Here is a 19,015-nt window from a genome sequence, read left to right as displayed (position 1 = left end):
TTATTTTATCTTGTTGTATGTATTTTATCCCCTACAAAAAAGGGATAGTGTTAAAACTTTAAATTAACAGCTGCCAAAAAGTTAATAGGGGCTTGAGGATAAAAATAATTTCCGTTCACTAAGTTAAAGCCTTGCAAGGTTCCGTTTACCGGACCAGCACCTATCAGATTTGGATAAGTTGCTCCATTGGATTCGTATTTGGCGCTGAACACGTTATTTACCAACAGTGTAACTCCTATATTTTTAATGCCTTTAATATTGAAATTATAGTTTAGCCGCACATCGTTTACAAAATAACCATTCAAATAGCGGTTACGTGCATAAGGGTTGCTCAGGGCATCATCTGTAAGGGGGTACCCTGGTGGATTGATGTTTGAAGTGTTGTCCAAATATTGGCGACTTACATACTTACTCAATAAAGCAATACTACCACCTTTTACAGGCGAAAAGCTGATCTCGCTGCCAGCAATAACAGAAGGCGAAAAAGCAAGGTCTGTTTTATCAAAATTTTGAGTAACAGACAGCTTTGTAGGTGTATAATCTTCATAAAGACCATCCAATACACGTACGTAATTTTTTACCTTATTTGTGCTTAAAGTTAAATTAGCGGCCCAGCTTAGCTGAGGTAGAATAGCAACCCTGCCATCCAACTCAACACCTGCACGGTAGCTATCTGCAATGTTACTACGTATAGCTGCCCCCACGTCATTTAGGGCGCCGGTTAATATGAGCTGATTTTTATACAGCATATAAAAACCGTTTATACCCACATTATAATTTGAGCCGCGTGTACGGTATCCTGCTTCAAAATCTTTAAGGTTTTCAGATTTAGGGCGGCTTTGCGGTGTGGAGTTGGTAAAGTCATCGCGGTTTGGCTCGTGATTGCCTACAGCCAGTGAAGCGTATATATTGCTGCGGTCATTAATATTATAAGTAACGCCAACCTTGGGGTTATAAAAGTTCATGGTGGCGTTTTGCTGCACGTTATTCAGGTTGCGATCAAAGCCCAGGAACGAATAATAAATACGGCGGTATTGCATATCGCCATACAGTAAGAATTTACCTATATTAAATTCACCACGCGCAAAGATATTAAAGTCAGTTTTCTTGGCATCGTCCCGGTAATACTCATAGTTAGGTATGATGCCGGCACTCTGTTTTGTGTAAATAATATTACCAAAGTGTGCACCTTTATATTCATTATAAGCGCCTCCTAAAATTAAGTTGGTATTGTTTTGCGGATGGTATTTCAAAGAATAAGTTAATCCGTAAAAGTCGTTATCCAGCCATAAGCGTCGTGCCAGGTCAGTGTATCTCAGTGTAGTGCCGGGGTTAGTTTGTGTAGCACCAATCACAACAGGTGTTAAACCATAGTCTTTCACATCTGCATCTTCTTTAAACTCTTCGTAATAACCGGCGCCTTTAGTATAATGAAGCGCACCACTAAAAGACAGTTTACTATTCAACTGCTTATCGTATAACAATTGATAGTGGTTTTGTTGGTAATTGTCTGTTTGGTTGGGGTAACGGTCGCCGTTGGGCATAATCCCCAATTCATTAAAACGGCGGTTATCAGGTATAGTATTGTCGCCAATTACATAATCGGGCACACCGTACCAAGCCTGGTAAGTACGCTCGCGGCCAGCAAATACATTAGCACGTAAGGTGCTGTTTTTGCCATACCATGCACCGCTTAAATAAAAGGAGCGCAGGTTAGACGAAGCCATATCAATATAGCCATCTGATGCAATGCGTGAAAGGCGGCCATCCAGGCTAAAGTGCCCATTCAATAAGCCCGAGCCTACCATCACCGTATTTTTTACGGTACCATAAGAACCTGCCGAGGTGTTGATTTCGGCATAAGCGCTATCGCGGCGGGTGGTGGTTTGGATATTTAAACTGGCACCAAATGCACTGGCACCGTTGGTTGAAGTGCCAACGCCTCGCTGTATCTGTATGTTATCAACCGATGAGGCAAAGTCAGGTAAATTTATAAAAAAACTGCCCTGGCTTTCGGCATCATTAAGTGGAATGCCGTTTACGGTTACGTTGATGCGCGTACCGTCCGATCCGCGTACACGGATACCGGTATAGCCCACGCCTGCACCGGCATCAGAGGTAGTAACTACCGATGGCGTTTGGTTAAGCAGGTAAGGCAAATCCTGGCCGAGGTTATTTTTCTCGATATCCTGCTTGCGTAAATTGGTAAACGCTGTTGGCGATTTAGCGGATGCGCGTGTTGCACTTACGGTTACCTCTTCGGCCGTAAAGGTGCTGGTGCTAAGGCTTACATCAATTACAGTGTTACGATTAATGTTAAATGATTTACTGGCTTGTTGGTAACCTACATAATTTACCTTAAGTACGTAACTGCCGGCTTTTAAGTTGGTAAACCGGTACTCGCCGCCCGTTTGGCTTACCGTATTAGGTGCGTTTTGCAAGCTTTGTAGTACAAGTGTAGCGCCGGGTAAAGGCTGGCCGGTACGCTCATCCGTAATTTTTCCGGATACAGAGAATTGGGCCGCAGCCACAAACGGCAACAGCAGGGCAATAAGTGCCGAAAAGAAATTTTTCAAGTTTTTAATAAATAAATTGCGTTAAACCATCTGCCCGCTAAGGGTGTAAATTGCGTACAGTACACTTAACTATTTTACCTCTCCCTACGCCGGCATTATCCGGATCAGGTGCAGGAGTGCGTTGAAAGTTGAAGGTTTAAACATTGAAAGCATTGCTACGCTTACAATTCGGAACCTATAACACACAACTATCTCCATGGGTATGATCTCAGCCTGTCTTTCAGTTTTGATTGCTCAAAGCAAGGCACCCCTTAAGAATTATGAAGCAAATATAGACTTTGGTTTTGAATATTGCTTGTTTGTTATTGATTTTTTAAGAATATGAAAAGGTTGGTGATTGTATATCAAAACGGTATATCAACTTATTAAAACATTTATGAGGAATTGATATTAGCTAAGTATTATAAATATCGCCTTAACTTGATACAGCAAAATATTCCGTCTGGTAAATTAAAATATCTATTCTCTGAGGTGCAAAGCTTGCCCTCAATCTTAAATCAGCGCTATATCCCATCGCTTGATGGCTTAAGGGCTATATCAATCATATTAGTGATATTAAGTCATTTACCTTACCCTGTGTTTGAAAAATATAGTATAGGGTTGTATGGCGTAAACGTATTTTTCATCATAAGCGGGTTCTTAATTACCACGCTATTGCTGAAAGAAAAGGCAGTGCACGGCAAAGTATCACTCCAAAGGTTTTATATACGCAGGTTTTTAAGAATATTACCCGTAGCGTATTTATTTATACTGGTTTTAATATTTCTTAACCGGGCTTTTAACATGCACCTGGCGGCTGCCGATTTTTTAAGGCCTTTCTTTTTTGTAGAAAATTTTGGTGATCATTCAAGCTTTACTCCGGCAGGCCATTACTGGAGCCTCAGTGTAGAAGAACAATTTTATTTGATGTTCCCTTTCATTTTAAACAGGAGTTTGAAGTTATATATTATAACAGGCTTAATTGTTATTGGGATGACACCCGCCATTGTGTATGTTTACTTTCACTGGCATCCGGCATCGGTTTGGTTAAGTGCGCCGCTGTACGTCGTCTATCACTTGCTGGGCCACGGGATAAGCACCATATTGATTGGAAGTTTATTATCGGTAGCTGTAGCAAAATATCCGCAGTACTTTACGTTTAAATTTAAATTTATTGAAGCAACACAAATAGCATTAATTGTGCTTAGCTGGATTTTTTTCCGTGTTAAGTTGTTATTGCCTATTAGCTTAACGGCAGTGTGTATTGCTTTGGTGCTGGTAACTACCATTGCAGATAACAATAGTAGAATTAACAGGTTGCTGAATCTAAAAGGCATTAAGTATATCGGCACCCTATCATTCAGCCTTTATATATGGCAGCAAATATTTACAAAGCAACAGCCATGGGGTAACGCATTTCCGTTTAGCAATTCGGTTGCTTTAAACTTGGTTTTCTTAACCATTATAGCTTTATGTTCTTACCATTTGTACGAACAACGGTTTCTAAAGCTAAAAAGCAGGTTCAATCGTTTAAGTAGCGGTACAAGCAAGAAGGACATGCACATTGAAGTTTCCAATATTAGGGAAATAGCGATACAAGGAGCATAAAAAAAGCCCCGCATTTGCGGGGCTTTCCTATATCAAATTTATAAAGGGTTACTTAGTTACGTACATAACCTCTTTTACCGCTTTAATTACGCGCTCAGGATTTGGCAGGTACTCCTGGATAAGTGTTGGTGCGTATGGCAGGGGCACGTCGCCACCCATAATGCGTAGAATAGGTGCATCAAGATAATCAAAGGCATCTTTTTGTACTTTAAACGCAATCTCGGTAGCTATTGAACCTAATGGCCAGCTTTCTTCAACCAATACTAAACGGTTAGTTTTTTTAACCGATTCAATAATAGTAGGGTAATCGATAGGGCGTACTGTACGCAAGTCTATTACCTCAGCACTGATTCCTTCTTTTTCCAACTCGGCAGCAGCAGCGTAAACCACTTTCATGATTTTGCCAAAACCTACCAAAGTTACATCAGTACCTTCTTTAGTTACAGCAGCTTTGCCTATCGGGGTGTAATAAGTTTCTTCCGGAACAGGGCCTTTATCACCGTACATTAGTTCCGATTCCATAAAAATAACCGGATCTGGATCAATAATAGCCGATTTTAATAAACCTTTGGCATCTGCCGGGTTAGACGGTACTACCACTTTTAAGCCCGGGCAGTTAGCATACCAGTTTTCAAAACACTGGCTGTGCTGTGAGCTTAACATACCAGCGTTACCAGTTGGGCCGCGGAACACGATTGGCACCGAGAACTGGCCGCCGCTCATGCTCATCATTTTAGCTGCACCATTGATGATCTGGTCAATAGCTACCAAAGAGAAGTTGAACGTCATGAATTCAACTATAGGGCGTAAGCCATTCATAGCCGAACCAATAGCTATACCGGCAAAACCCAACTCAGAGATAGGCGTATCAATAATGCGTTTAGCACCAAATTCATCAAGCATACCCTGGCTTACTTTGTAAGCGCCGTTGTATTCGGCAACTTCTTCACCCATCAGGTATATGGTTTCGTCCTTGCGCATCTCTTCGCTCATGGCTTCCCGAAGCGCTTCTCTGAACTGTATTTCTCTCATTATGTTATTAAAGATGAAAATTTTCTGGGAGCAAATATAGTTAATGGTCGTTTAAAAACAACCTGCTCAGACAAAAGATACCGCTGTAATTTAAATTTTACGATAACGTCATTTAACCGGCCTCTCCAAAGACTGGATTTTAATTATAGATCTTAAAAAAAAGGTCATCCCAAGCGTATGCCAAGGATGACCTATGGTTTTCAAACTCACCTATCAAGGTGGGTTTTTTGAACGTTACTTTTTCCTTTCGCCTTTAATTTTACCTGCCAATATTACCGCTTCGTAAGCGTTTACAACACCACCGCTTTTGCTCAAGGTAGTAAAGTCAACTTTTTCGGTTTGGCTGCCTGGTTTCAATACCATGGTTCCGGTAAGCGGTTTGGCCGATTGCAGGATGACTTGCTTTAGCTGTTTCGCGCTTAGATCGGGGTAGTACTGCAGTAACAGGGCAGCAACGCCAGCTGTAATAGGCGAGGCAAAGCTGGTTCCATCGGCGGTATTAAACTCGGCATCTTTATCAACCGAAGTTACTTTTACGCCGGGGGCAAAAACGTCAACATTCTTTTTGCCATAGTTACTAAAGCTGCCGGCAAGCGTGGCATCCTGTTTGGCTGCCGATGCACCTACGCTGATCACGTTATCCGCATCGGTACCCGAACCGTCTTCAAAAATATCATTAGGGAACTCTGGTTTTACGTCCACGTCCTGATGGTCATTACCTGCGGCCTGCACCAATAAAACGTCATGCTCAGCTGCGTATTTAAAGGCATCATCAACCCACTTTTTGTGTGGAGATAATTTTTTGCCGAAGCTCATATTGACTACTTTGGCACCGTTGTCGACCGCGTAACGTATAGCTTTGGCAATATCCTCATCGTACTCATCGCCATTAGGCACTGCTTTAATAGCCATAATACGCACATTGTTAGCTACACCATCAATGCCATATTTGTTGCCGCGTATAGCCCCAATTAAACCTGCTACCCCTGTACCGTGCGAGGCATCATCGAATTTAAGCAAGTTGCTGCCATGTGGCTTATCATCCCAAACATTGGGATCATCTCCTACAATGCGCATACGTACTTCCAGATCGGGGTTAATATCGTTGTTCAGCTTAGTGAGGTACTCACTCAGGTCTTTCAGAACTTTTTCATTGCTGGCAGTTGGCCCTTCTTCCTGTAATACAGACGTCCACACATTTTTGCTTTGCGCAACTGTGTCATTAGTGGTTTGTATTTTACTCAGGCTTGCTGTATTGAAGCTGCCGTTAGCAGGTAATTTAAGCGCTTTTTTCACATACCCGCTGGTAATCATCAACACATTCATCATTTGTGATAGCTGTGCCGACTCGCTGGTTGATTTGGCAATGGTAGAATCGTAAGTGGCTTTAACCGTTTGCCAGTAGGCAAATTCTTTTTTGTCGCCAGCGGTTGCTTCAGTTGCCGATAAATATTTTCCTTTTAGGCGGTTGTATTCACGTACCTCTTCGGTAGTTTCGGTAAAATCACATTTACCACCAGGGCCACCCAAAAAGTTCCAGCCGTGTACGTCATCCACGTAGCCGTTGCCATCATCGTCTTTACCGTTACCGGGTATTTCTTTTGGGTTGGTCCATAATATGCTGCGTAAATCGGTTTGCAAAGTGTCTATACCGCTGTCTATTGTAGCTACAACAACCGTCTTGCTCTTTTTGCCTTTTAAAGCCAGGTAAGCCTTGTTTAAGCTTACCCCGTAAAAGCCATCGGTTTTAAGATCGAGCAAATGCCAGTTTTTAGGCGCTTCGACTGGTTTTGGCGCAGCAGTTTGTGCGCTGGCCTGCCAGCTGCCAAGCAACAGCGCGCCGCACAAAGCGTAGCCCAATAAGTGTTTATTATAAATAGTCATATTTTTAATTTACGGGCAATATATTACATATTGAGCCCGGTTTTCATTTGTTAACGATTATTTTATACAATAATTGCTGCCCGTATTGCAGTAAAAGCTGTACAACATTTGATGTTGTTAAAACGTTTTGTATTTACACCTACTATTATAAGGGCGGGTGCTTAACTAATGCATTTGTAACAATCGTGTTGAAGTTACATTGGGTGTATTAAAAGTATTCAACAAGTGATATCTGTTAGATATTCATTATCAATATTTTGAGTAGAAAGATTTCCACATGGTCTTGTTGTTGAAAACTAAATTGTCACACAATGCCTTATTATTGTAACTTAATCACAGTTATAGTACAATTAAGCCTGAATTTTGCTGTAATGTCCTTATAGCTGTAAAAACGATCAGATGGAAGATGAATATGAATTTGGTTTTACAGAAGACCCTAAGTTTTCGGTAGAACGATATGAGGAGATGATCCGTAATCATGATCAGTACTTTTTTGATGCGCATGCATTTGAAAATATTATTGATTATTACATTGAAAAGAATGACCCGGTAAAAGCGCTTCAAGTAGTGGAGTATGCCCGTAACCAACACCCCTTTGCAGCCGTTTTTTTAATTAAGCAAGCCCAGCTTCTGGTGGTTACCAATAAAGTGCCTGAAGCATTTGCTGCGCTTGATAAGGCCGCGCTTTTAGAAGCTTCGGACGCTGATATTTACATTATACGCGGTAACCTGTACGAGAGTATGGATCGCTATACTGAAGCGCTTGAAAATTATGAAAAGGCGCTTACCCTTGCCGAAGAAACAGACGATATACTGTTACATATAGCCTACGTACACCAAAACATGGGTGATTACGAAATGGCCATACATTACCTGAAAGAGTGTTTAAAACAGAACATGGAAAATCAGGACGCGTTGTATGAACTCGCTTTTTGTTACGATGTGATTGACAATCAGCAGGAGAGTATACAATTTTACCAACAGTATATTGATAATGAGCCTTATAGTTACGCGGCCTGGTATAATTTAGGCAACGCTTTTACGAAATTAGGCTTGTTTGAAAAAGCGATTGACGCGTATGATTACGCCATCCTGATTAAGGATAGCTTTGCTTCGGCCTACTTTAACAAGGGTAATGCGTTGGTTAATCTCGAAAAATACGCAGAGGCTATTGAAGTATACCGTGAAACGTTCGAATACGAGCAGCCCAATGCCGATACTTATTGTGCCATTGGCGAGTGTTACGAAAAGCTGGAGCAGATGGACGAGGCCCGCTCTTTTTACAAAAAAGCGGTACGTATGGATAGCAAACTGGCCGATGCCTGGTTTGGTATTGGTGTAACGCTCGATTTTGAAGAACGTTATTTTGAGGCCTTGCATTTTTACCGTAAGGCGCTCGATCTGGATGCACTGAATGCCGACTACTGGTTTGCCATTGCCGATGCAGAATATAAGCTGGGCCACCTGCCCGAAGCCGAGAGCGCTTACGAAAAAGTGGTGGAGCTTAACCCGCTCGATGTAGATGCCTGGCTTGATTACTCATCTATTTTGTACGAGCAAGAGCGGTTAACGGATGCTATTGAAGTTATTGCCGACGCCATTAAAAATAATCCTGAGGCGGCCGAACTATACTACCGTATGGTGGCTTACCTGTTTGCCAAAGGTGATTACAACGAGGCGCTGGCTACGTTGGAACAAGCCCTTACATCAGACCCAGACAAGCATTACATATTGTTTGATTACCTGCCCCAACTGCAAAAAAACAAGGTAATACTGGACATTATCAATCGGTATACAAGATAATACAACCTACATTTATTGTAACCCGGGCTATAAGCCCGGGTTTTTTTGTGCCTTGTTATTCAGATTACTATCCAAAAGGATACCGGTATCCTTTTGGATAGTAATATCTATTTGAAAGTATGGTTGCCTACGTTTGCTTAAACAAAAAAGCAAATCATGAAAATACTGCATTTAATATCAAGTCCCCGCGGTAACGCATCATTCAGCATCAAATTGGGTAACGCCATTGTAGATAAGTTGCAACAGGCAAACCCGGGAAGTAGTCTTAAAACACACAACTTAACGCAAACCCCTTTCCCGCATCTGGAAGAAGTACACATCAACTCTTTTTTCACCCCTTTAGAAGGCAGAACGCCTGAATTGGCCGAGGCTATTAAACATTCTGACGAGGCCATAGCAGAATTAAAGGATGCTGATATAATTGTAATTGGCGCGCCGCTGTATAATTTTGGTATCCATTCTACACTTAAAGCTTGGATTGATCACATTGCCCGTGCAGGCGTTACATTTCGTTACAATGAAAATGGGCCGGAAGGATTAGTGAAAGGTAAGAAATTGTACCTGGCTATATCTTCGGGCGGTGTATACTCTGATGGACCTTTTAAGGCATTTGACTTTACGGAACCTTATTTGAGAGCTGTGCTCGGTTTTATGGGTATGACAGATATTACTACTTACCGTGTTGAAGGCGTGAACATGCCGCATTTAAAAGAAAATGCGTTAGATAAAGCCATTCAAAGTATACAGCTTTAAACAGGCTAACTACTAATAAAAAGCCTGGATGATAAATCAACGTCCAGGCTTTTTTATTCCAAACATTGTTTTAGTTAAGGCATAGCCGCTTCAACATCGTCGCGGTTGTTTTCTTTGGTGTACAACTCCTCCACCAAAACCATAATAATGGCCAGCATGGGGGTAGCCAATATAATACCTAATGCTCCCGATAGTGTTCCCATCAATAACTGACTGATAATAAGAAGAGCAGGAGGAAGGTTAATCATGCGGCGCTGAATAGTAGGCGTTATTATATTGCTCTCGAGCGTTTGAATAAGGATGTACAATGCCGCAACAATTATGGCACTTTGCGTGCTATCAACCAAGCCTAACAGTACCGCAGGTACCATTGCCATAATGGGTCCAAAATTTGGTATAAAGTTTAATATACCTGCAATTACGGCCAAAGCTAGCGCCATGGGTATACCAATAATAGTTAAGCCCGTAAATGAAAGTATAGCTATAAGTACCATGGCAATCATCATTCCTTTAAGCCAGCCTTTGAGTACCAAGCTAAGGCGATTTATAATTTCTTTGGCTTTTGGCTGCCCGCCTCGGGGTACTAACCTGATTATGCCATTTTTATAAAGCGATGGACTTACCGTAAAGAATATACCCAGGAAAATGATGATGTAGATATCACCTAATACGCCAAAACTGGTTCTGAAAAAGTTTTGGGCCGTGTTCATGATCTTTTGCGAGTCGTTGCCCGATACATTATCCAGCATTTTTGCGCCAAAAGGCAATTCCCTTACTTGGCTTTCCAGCTTTGCAAGTAACCGCGGAAAATCCTCGCTTAATGCATTTACCTGATGCTGGATTTTGGTACCCATAAACCAAAACAACAACCCTATTATAGCAAAAGTGCCTATTACGGATATAAGCATGCAAATACGTCTGTTTAAAGGCGTATAGCGTTCAATGGCATCGGCCAGGCCGTTAAAGTATACAGCTATGAGCGTACCTGCCAATACCATCAGCATTACATTGAAAGCTACCCGTATAATCAAAATTAATATAACCAATAAGGCGATAGCGCCTGCGCCCATAAAAACTCTTTTTAAAAAGAGGCTGTCGTTCTGCTTTGAGCCGGTATCATCGTTTATAAAACTCATATGATGTGTGTATGTAAGGGTATATTTATTCAAGTGCTTTAAACATATTTTGTTTTGAATGATGTGTGGCAAAAACATAAGCAGCTAAAAGTCAAATTCTAAATGTAATGCCTTAAAATGACAGAATATTCCAATCTTTGCAGCATTAGAACTTTTAGTTATAGACTATAACTTACTATTTTGGTAATGAACTACACATTAACACAAATACCCGAACGCACTTTAAAACCACGTACCAGCGGCATGACCATGTTAATGGACAAAGGCTTGAGCCTACGGCAGGTTGAAGACTTTTTGGAGGTCTCGGGCACTTATACTGATATTGTTAAGCTTGGCTGGGCTACATCGTATGTTACGCCTAATTTAAAAGAAAAGCTTGCCCTGTACCGCCAGGCGGGTATTCCTGTATATTTTGGTGGTACGCTGTTTGAAGCTTTTATAGTGCGTAACCAGTACGATGATTACTGCCGTATGCTGGATACTTACCAATTAGAATATGCAGAGGTATCTGACGGGTCCATCACTATTGAGCACGATTTAAAGTGTGAGTACATCAGTAAACTGAGCAAGCAGGTAACTGTTATTTCTGAAGTCGGCTCTAAAGATGTGCAGAAGATATTTGCGCCGTATAAATGGATTCAGTTGATGAAGGCTGAGCTGGAAGCCGGTTCATGGAAGGTGATTGCGGAGGCTCGCGAAAGTGGTAACGTAGGTATTTATCGTGATTCGGGCGAGGTAAGGCAGGGGCTAATTGATGAGATACTTACCCAAATACCGGCCGAAACCATTATATGGGAAGCGCCACAGAAAGCGCAGCAGGTTTGGTTTATTAAACTGGTGGGCAGTAATGTAAACCTGGGTAATATAGCTCCCGCCGATATGATACCGCTGGAAACCTTGCGGTTAGGATTGCGCAGTGATACTTTCGACCATTTTTTAAATCAATAAGCGCTGTTGCCTGTTACAAAATAAAAGAGCACCTTACGGCAAATTACTGATAACGCTTACATGAAACAATACGGGTTAATTGGCTATCCGCTTACACACTCATTTTCAAAAAAATATTTTTCCGAAAAATTTGAGCGGGAAAAGATCGAAGATCATAAATATGATCTGTACGAACTAAGTAACCTGAGCGATTTTCCGGAATTATTACGCGCAAACCCAGATTTGTGCGGCTTGAATGTAACTGTTCCGCATAAAATTGGTGTGATGTTTTACCTGGATTGGGTTGAACCGGAAGCCAAAGAAGTGGATGCAGTAAATTGTATACGCATAACCTCCGAAAGTCCAATAACCGCAGTGTTTTCGGGAGAGGTGGGTATTAAAGATCATGAGTTTAGGCTTGAAGGTTTTAACACGGATGTTTACGGATTTGAAACGTCGCTGAAGCCGCTGCTTAGGCCGCATCATACACAGGCTTTAATTTTAGGCACAGGTGGTGCTTCAAGGGCGGTTAAACATGTACTTGGCAAGCTTAATATTTACTCTACCTATGTATCGCGCGAAAGCGATGCCGGCCGTATCCTTTACGAAGATTTAACCGCAGAGCATATTGCCAACCATAAGCTTATTATTAACACTACGCCGCTGGGCATGTCACCTAATGTTGATCGCTGCCCTGACATTCCTTATGAGCACCTTACCAGCGATCATCTCCTGTATGATTTGATTTATAACCCTGAAGAAACGCTGTTTTTGCAGAAAGGGCGTGAAAAAGGAGCTGCCACTAAGAACGGATACGACATGTTGCTGTTACAAGCCGAAAAGTCATGGGAAATATGGAATGCAAAATAAAAGCTTCGTTAAAGCTACTTAGCTTGCTTGCGGGCATACTGTTATGCCTGCTGGCTTGTGAAAGCACGCCCGACTATTCGCCAAAGCCACGCGGCTACTATCGTATTTATTTTCCGCAGCGGGCATATAAAGAATATAGGTCTGGCTGTGCCTATACATTTACCTATCCCACTTACGCAGTTATTGAGGCAGATAAAACACCGGGAGCAAAGCCTTGCTGGATAAACCTCCAGCTCCCGCAATTTAAAGGAACCCTGCATTTAAGTTACCAACCCATTACCTCCAAAAAAGTATTTAATGAGCTAATAGAGGATGCACACACCTTTGCATTTAAGCACACGGTGAAAGCCACTTCTATTGATGAAGGTATTATTCGTTACCCTGATCGTAAGGTATATGGCATCTATTATACTATAGATGGTAACGCGGCTTCCTCGGCCCAGTTTTTTTTAACCGACAGTACACAGCATTACCTGCGCGGAGCGCTTTACTTTAACACCGCTCCTAAGCTTGATTCCATACAGCCAGTGCTCAATTTTGTAAAGAAGGACATGGCCGTGCTCATTAAAAGCTTTAAATGGAAGTAGTTTCCATTTAGTGGGATGATTAGCAAGTATTGATTGCTATCTGACATTCAATATAGCCAAAATCCGAAATCAAGTCCTACTTTTGGCTATGGCATCTATCAGGGCATTTTCAAACAATCCATACCAGGAAAATACTTATATATTATATGATGATAGCGGAGAATGCGCTATTATAGACCCAGGCATGTATACCGCGGCTGAGCAAAACGCCGTAGTGAATTTTATCAGCTCAAATCAGCTTAAACCGGTTTTACTGCTCAACACGCATTGCCATATCGACCATGTACTGGGCAATAAGTTCGTGTTTGATCAGTACGGCCTCAAACCACAATTTCATGAAGGCGAATTAGTGGTACTGCAAGCTATGCCCGTATGGGCCCAGCAATCGGGTATCCGTTACGAACTTTCGCCTTTGCCCGATACTTACTTGCCAGAAAGCGGCACTATAACATTTGGCAATACCACGCTCGAACTCATTTTTGCCCCCGGCCATTCGCCTGCGCACCTTTGTTTTTATAGCAAAGATGATGCATTGCTGGTTGGTGGTGATGTGCTTTTTAGTGGCAGCATTGGCCGTACCGACCTGCCAGGAGGCAACCACACACAGTTGCTTCAAAACATCCGCGAGAAACTTTTTACCTTACCTTCCAATGTAGTGGTTTATCCCGGTCACGGTCCTGAAACCACCATAGGCTTAGAACGGGAGACGAACCCGTTTTTTGGGTAAGTTCTAAGTAAGATGCAAGTAGAATACAAACGATATACTGAGTTGAGTGTTGGGTTAGTAGTAAAAAAAGACTCAATATAGATATTATACGTTATCTGGGTTCTGTAAGATGAGCAATCCGGCTTGGCTAATCAGATAGAAGATGTGCTGTTTTAGTGCCTTTTAATATTGGCGAGTCTTCGAAAGGTATCATGCAAAAGATAGCCTTCAATTCTTTTATATTGCAAGGGCTTATATGAATCAAAAACAAAAACTTCATTAGTCATACTTGCAGTAATACATAAAAGAGAAAGATAAGAAACAAGCGGTTGCACAATTAGAAGCTATAAGAACGTTATTTAATGAAGTTGTAAGATATTATAAAACAGAGGGCTTAAAAAAACATGAAGCAAACCATTACTCCATTATTAAAGTAAACTTACAGCCTACCAACTTGAAACCTACAACTCAAAACCAACTTTGAATACCTCCATCTACATAGCGCAACGATACCTTTTTTCGAGAAAGAAGATGCATGCCATTAACATTATCTCAGGTATTTCCATGCTGGGGGTATTTGTGGGAAGCGCAGCGCTCATTATAATTTTGTCGGTTTTTAACGGGTTCGAGAAGGTAATTTTGTCATTATACAACAACTTTACGCCCGAATTAAAAATTGAACCGACACGTGGTAAAACCTTCGACCCGAATACCCCTTACTTCAAAAGTTTGCGGCGCAATGAAAAGCTTTTTTCCTACATCGAGGCGTTAGAAGAGAAAGCCCTTGTACGGTATGGCAACCGTCAGTTTATTGCAACTGTGCGGGGGGTAAGCAAGGATTTTTTAAAAAACAAGCAACTGGACAGCACAATACAAAACGGCTCGTTTACGCTCGAAGCAAATAATGTGGCTTATGCCGTAATTGGTTCAATGGTGCAAAACAGTTTGGCCGTAAACATAAATGATCGGTATGCAGCCTTACAATTGTATTCGCCGCGCCGCAGGGTGGTAAATTCTATCAATCCCGAAGACGAGTTTGTGAGGCGTCCTATTGCAGTATCGGGCGTTTTTTCCATACAGCAGGATTTTGACGACATAGTGATAACGCCATTAGTTTTTGCCCGTGACCTGCTCGACGAGCCAAAAGATGTGTCATCATTAGCACTTAACTTCAAAAAAGGCATCAACATTAACCAGCAGCAACAAGTTATACAGCAAAAACTGGGCAAAGCGTTTTCTGTTAAAAACCGGTATCAGCAAAATACAGAGCTTTACAAAACGTTGAATTACGAACGCTGGTTTACGTTTTTGATTCTCACTTTTGTACTCATAATAGCCATATTTAATATCATAGGGTCGTTAACAATGCTGGTGCTGGATAAAAAGAAGGATATTGCCATTTTAACCAGCTTGGGTGCCGGTAAGCCGCTCATACAAGGCATTTTCTTTTTTGAGGGCATGATGATATCGGTTACTGGTTGTATAGCAGGCATCATTGTAGGACTGATATTTTGTATACTACAGCAACATTTTGGGCTGGTAAAAATGGGTGGCCAAATGATGGTGATTGATGCCTACCCGGTTGATATGAAATTTACTGACTTTATCCTCGTTTTTTTAACTGTAACGGGTATCTCAGTTATTGCGTCGGGTATTAGCGCTCGTTTAAGCGTAAAAGGGTTAGACGAAATTAAACAGGATTTATAAATTTGCAGCATGGGGTATAAGCGTTTTAAATGGAGTTTAGCAATGCTGGTTATTTTAACCTGCTGCTTTGCTTGTAAGCAAAAAGCCGGGAAAGATGAGCCCCAGGTGTTTAAGGGCTTGTACAGTTTTGGTCCGGAGATAAAATCTTTTAAAAACTGTGACGATACGCACGAATACTGGGTAACCGACAGCTCAGCCCAATTAGAGCTAAAGTATACCCAAATGAATTTTGAAAAGCCTTACGAGCCTGTTTATGTTGAGGTTGAAGGCAAAAAGATCCCATCAGGTAGCGAGGGTATAGGCTCGGAGTATGATAGCACCCTGGTGGTAAAAAAAGTGCTCAAGATAACCAGGGAGATACCGCCCGATCTTTGTAATTAAAAGGATAGCAAAGCAGCTGGTAAGCAGAATTGCTTTAAATTGTCAGTTTCATAAAACCAAACTCCGGCCTTAACCTTTTACCTTTATCTTTATATAGCCTTTCACCTAAAATAATTTATCATGGAATCAAAACGTCAACAAAAATTTGCCGGTGTGTTACAGCAAGACCTGGCCGCTATTTTTCAGCGCGAAGGAATGAATTATTTGCCCAACACGCTGGTAACTATTACCAAGGTGAGAGTTACCCCCGATTTGGCTATTGCCCGGGTATTTCTAAGCTTTTTCAACAACACCAATACGCAGCAATCGCTGCAAACTGTAAAGTCGCATGCTTCTGAAATTCGTTATAAACTAGGTGCCCGCATTAAAGACCAGGTAAGGGTAATACCCCAACTGGAGTTTTTTGTGGATGATACCAACGAGTATGTAGAGCGTATGGACAAGATTTTTGACAAAATAAGTAAAGAGCCGCGCCAGAGCGAGGAGGGCGAAACGGAGTAAATGAGCAAGCACGAGCAGCTGGCCACCTATTTGCAGAACAACCGTAGTAAGGTAAGTGGGGTTGTTGATTTTGATCCCGGTACTGACCGCCTGTTGCAGTTCGATTTTACCAGCAACAATACCAGGCTATCGGGCGAAGATATTGCAGACACACTTAAGTTTAGTGCGTGGGTAAGCCAGGAGTTACGGCAAAGCGGTTGCCGTTATGGTATAGGTGGCTACATGGAGCACCGTACTTTGTATGCACGCAGCAAACTTTTTGACACAGGCGGAGCAGAGCCCCGCCGTTTACATTTAGGAACAGATATTTGGGCCGATGCCAGTACGCCTGTATACGCTCCGTTAGCAGGCCATGTGCACAGCTTTCAGGATAATAACAGCTTTGGTGATTACGGGCCTACCATAATTTTGGAACACCATCTTGATGGATTACTACTGTATACTTTATATGGGCATTTAAACCGTGCCAGTTTACAGGATTTAAGCATTGGCCAGGTAATTACGCAAGGCCAGCAGTTGGCGCAATTTGGCAATATAACCGAAAATGGTAACTGGCCACCTCACCTGCACTTTCAGCTGATGTTCGATATGGAAGGGCTGGCTGGTGATTATCCGGGTGTAGCTCCTTACTCGCAAACGGAGCATTGGCGGCAAAATATTGCCGACCCAAATTTAATTTTGCAATTTACAGCCGCAACCATAATCTGATTTAACTGTTAGCGTTTAAGTTAAGTAATTGATTTAAAATGTTAAAAGTTCTATTCACTATAATAACCGCAGGCTTTTGCGGCCTGTTTAGCGGCTACGCGCAGCCCACGTTTAAAGGTGGTGCAGCCGCGCTTGATAATTTTATTGCAGCCAACATCATATACCCTGAGTTTTCGAGTCAGAACTGCATTGCTGCTACTATACAAGTAAGCTTTAGTATTGATAAAGCTGGCGGAGTAACCGACGCTCAGGTTCAGCAGGGCCCTGGTATTGATCTGGATGAAGAAGCCGTGCGTGTGGTAAAACTAACCTCTGGTAAATGGGAAGTCCCCGCAGGTTACACCAATGCGGTAAGAGTAGTACTCCCTATCCGTTTCCGGCCCGATTATATAAAGTGCCAAAAGCGTACAGAAGGAATGATGAGTATGCAAGAAGCCATTATAGCCTACCAAAAAAGACAAGAGCTGGAAAATGCCGTAACTAATTATTATATTAACAAGTATGCAGGTAAGGCCCCAACACAAAAAGAAAGCACCATTGAGGCGCTTAAAACGGAGTTAGGCATTAACGAGGATCTTTGGAAGGACTTGCTTGAACAAGCCAACCAGAAGCTTAAGCAAGGCGATAAGGAAGGTGCTTGTAAAGACTGGAACTTTGTTAAAAATACCGGAAGCAATATGGCCGACAGTTACCTGGCTAAACATTGCCAGTAATTGCTTTAATAGCGGTTGATGCAAACATAATTTCGTTGGCACATGTTAAAAATCTACAACCATTGTAGACTAAAATTTTACACAGGGCCTGTTGGACGCCGCTGGTAAAGTTCATAACTTTGATTTTAAGCAACTGACTAATTATGTTACCATTTATTATATCGCATGAGCACCCGGATTGGTTTAAACCACTATTTACCGAGCTTGAGAAGAAAGGTATTCCTTACGAAACTGTAAATCCGACCCAGCATTTTTATGCCATAGAAGAGAAGACGCCACAAATGTCGCTGTTCTTTAACCGCATGAGTCCGTCGGCTTATTTGCGTGGTGGCGTGCAGGGTACTTTTTATACACTAAACTACCTGAAACACCTGGAGCATCATGGCATACGGGTTATTAACGGGTACCGCGCTTTTGTGTACGAAACATCAAAGGCATTACAATTAATGCTGATGGAACAACTGGGTATCAAATACCCAAAATCAAGGGTCATTAATCATCCTTCGCAAATTGAGGCTGCTACCGAAGGCCTGCGCTTCCCTATAGTGGTGAAAGCCAATATTGGTGGAAGTGGCGCTGGTATCGAGAAATTTAATTCGATGGACGAAGTGCGTGAGGCTATTCAAAACAATCAAATTGATTTAGGGATTGACCATACTGCTTTGGTGCAGGAATTTATTCCGGCCCGTGGCGGTTACATTACGCGTGTAGAAACTTTGGGCGGCAAATTTTTATACGGCATTAAAGTATACACCACCGGCGAAAGTTTTAACCTGTGCCCGGCCGATATATGCCAGACAACTACGGGGCAGGATTTAGTTCGTAATGCCTGTGCGCTTGATGCACCTAAAAATGGACTTAAAGTAGAAGCCTATACACCGCCTGCTGATGTAGTTAAAAACATTGAGACACTGGTACAGCAAAGCGGTATTGATGTAGGTGGCATTGAATATATCATTGACGACCGCGACGGTGAGGTGCTGTATTACGATGTAAACGCCCTATCAAACTTTGTGGCCGATGCCGTTAACGTGATTGGCTTTAACCCGCACGAGCGCCTGGTGGAATACTTGGAGCAGGAAGCAGTTAAAAAAGCTGAAGATGTAGCGGTGGTCTAAGATAAGTTGTGCGTTGTAAGTATATT

The 19,015-nt window shown here is 42.0% G+C and carries 17 protein-coding genes and 1 riboswitch; of the genes, 13 read left to right on the top strand and 4 right to left on the bottom strand.

Going from position 1 to position 19,015, the window contains the following annotated elements:
* Window positions 1-50 precede the first annotated feature (50 nt).
* Window positions 51-2,576, bottom strand: a complete 2,526-nt coding sequence (locus ABDD94_RS21430) for a TonB-dependent receptor (protein WP_345953936.1) — start codon at window positions 2,574-2,576, stop codon at window positions 51-53.
* A gap of 64 nt (window positions 2,577-2,640) precedes the next feature.
* Window positions 2,641-2,838, bottom strand: a riboswitch (TPP riboswitch).
* A gap of 158 nt (window positions 2,839-2,996) precedes the next feature.
* Between ABDD94_RS21430 and ABDD94_RS21425 the strand changes: the two genes are divergently transcribed.
* On the top strand, window positions 2,997-4,163 hold the full coding sequence (locus ABDD94_RS21425; protein WP_345953935.1) for an acyltransferase: 1,167 nt from the start codon (window positions 2,997-2,999) through the stop codon (window positions 4,161-4,163).
* Window positions 4,164-4,211: 48 nt separating this feature from the next.
* Here ABDD94_RS21425 and ABDD94_RS21420 read toward each other — a convergent pair whose 3' ends face one another.
* Both ABDD94_RS21420 and ABDD94_RS21415 read right to left on the bottom strand, forming a co-directional pair.
* On the bottom strand, window positions 4,212-5,195 hold the full coding sequence (locus ABDD94_RS21420) for a pyruvate dehydrogenase complex E1 component subunit beta (protein ID WP_345950058.1): 984 nt from the start codon (window positions 5,193-5,195) through the stop codon (window positions 4,212-4,214).
* A 234-nt stretch (window positions 5,196-5,429) separates the two neighbouring features.
* A complete protein-coding gene (locus ABDD94_RS21415) occupies window positions 5,430-7,079 on the bottom strand; it encodes a S8 family serine peptidase (protein ID WP_345953934.1) in 1,650 nt (549 codons plus the stop codon).
* 399 nt (window positions 7,080-7,478) lie between these two features.
* Between ABDD94_RS21415 and ABDD94_RS21410 the strand changes: the two genes are divergently transcribed.
* Window positions 7,479-8,882 carry a tetratricopeptide repeat protein gene (locus ABDD94_RS21410; RefSeq protein ID WP_345950060.1) on the top strand — a complete coding sequence of 468 codons (1,404 nt, stop codon included), beginning with the start codon at window positions 7,479-7,481 and terminating at the stop codon, window positions 8,880-8,882.
* A gap of 156 nt (window positions 8,883-9,038) precedes the next feature.
* Window positions 9,039-9,635, top strand: coding sequence for an FMN-dependent NADH-azoreductase (locus tag ABDD94_RS21405; protein WP_345953933.1), 597 nt, complete (start codon window positions 9,039-9,041; stop codon window positions 9,633-9,635).
* A 74-nt stretch (window positions 9,636-9,709) separates the two neighbouring features.
* On the opposite strand, the gene ABDD94_RS21400 is transcribed toward ABDD94_RS21405, so the two are convergent.
* Window positions 9,710-10,771, bottom strand: a complete 1,062-nt coding sequence (locus tag ABDD94_RS21400; protein ID WP_345953932.1) for an AI-2E family transporter — start codon at window positions 10,769-10,771, stop codon at window positions 9,710-9,712.
* A gap of 186 nt (window positions 10,772-10,957) precedes the next feature.
* Between ABDD94_RS21400 and ABDD94_RS21395 the strand changes: the two genes are divergently transcribed.
* From ABDD94_RS21395 to ABDD94_RS21350, 10 genes are all read left to right on the top strand, one after another.
* Window positions 10,958-11,719 (top strand): phosphosulfolactate synthase, encoded by a 762-nt coding sequence (locus tag ABDD94_RS21395; RefSeq protein WP_345953931.1) that lies wholly within the window; start codon window positions 10,958-10,960, stop codon window positions 11,717-11,719.
* 60 nt (window positions 11,720-11,779) lie between these two features.
* The gene (gene aroE, locus ABDD94_RS21390) at window positions 11,780-12,568 is read left to right on the top strand and encodes a shikimate dehydrogenase (RefSeq protein ID WP_345950064.1); all 789 of its coding nucleotides are present in this window, start codon (window positions 11,780-11,782) and stop codon (window positions 12,566-12,568) included.
* The gene (gene gldD, locus ABDD94_RS21385; protein ID WP_345953930.1) at window positions 12,553-13,155 is read left to right on the top strand and encodes a gliding motility lipoprotein GldD; all 603 of its coding nucleotides are present in this window, start codon (window positions 12,553-12,555) and stop codon (window positions 13,153-13,155) included. Before aroE ends, gldD begins: the two co-directional genes overlap by 16 nt.
* Window positions 13,156-13,243: 88 nt before the next feature.
* Window positions 13,244-13,882 (top strand): MBL fold metallo-hydrolase, encoded by a 639-nt coding sequence (locus tag ABDD94_RS21380; RefSeq protein WP_345953929.1) that lies wholly within the window; start codon window positions 13,244-13,246, stop codon window positions 13,880-13,882.
* A gap of 459 nt (window positions 13,883-14,341) precedes the next feature.
* Window positions 14,342-15,568 (top strand): ABC transporter permease, encoded by a 1,227-nt coding sequence (locus ABDD94_RS21375; protein WP_345953928.1) that lies wholly within the window; start codon window positions 14,342-14,344, stop codon window positions 15,566-15,568.
* A gap of 9 nt (window positions 15,569-15,577) precedes the next feature.
* Complete coding sequence (locus ABDD94_RS21370; RefSeq protein WP_345950068.1) at window positions 15,578-15,949, top strand: hypothetical protein; 372 nt, start codon at window positions 15,578-15,580, stop codon at window positions 15,947-15,949.
* A gap of 120 nt (window positions 15,950-16,069) precedes the next feature.
* A complete protein-coding gene (gene rbfA / locus ABDD94_RS21365) occupies window positions 16,070-16,450 on the top strand; it encodes a 30S ribosome-binding factor RbfA (protein WP_345950069.1) in 381 nt (126 codons plus the stop codon).
* Complete coding sequence (locus ABDD94_RS21360; RefSeq protein WP_345953927.1) at window positions 16,451-17,158, top strand: peptidoglycan DD-metalloendopeptidase family protein; 708 nt, start codon at window positions 16,451-16,453, stop codon at window positions 17,156-17,158.
* Between the two features lie 38 nt (window positions 17,159-17,196).
* Entirely contained in the window at window positions 17,197-17,871 is a 675-nt protein-coding gene (locus tag ABDD94_RS21355) for an energy transducer TonB (protein ID WP_345953926.1), read from the top strand.
* A 143-nt stretch (window positions 17,872-18,014) separates the two neighbouring features.
* A complete protein-coding gene (locus tag ABDD94_RS21350; RefSeq protein ID WP_345953925.1) occupies window positions 18,015-18,989 on the top strand; it encodes a hypothetical protein in 975 nt (324 codons plus the stop codon).
* Window positions 18,990-19,015: the final 26 nt, after the last annotated feature.

Source organism: Mucilaginibacter sp. PAMB04168, assembly GCF_039634365.2.
Lineage (GTDB): Bacteria > Bacteroidota > Bacteroidia > Sphingobacteriales > Sphingobacteriaceae > Mucilaginibacter.
This window is presented reverse-complemented; position numbering and strand designations above follow the sequence as displayed.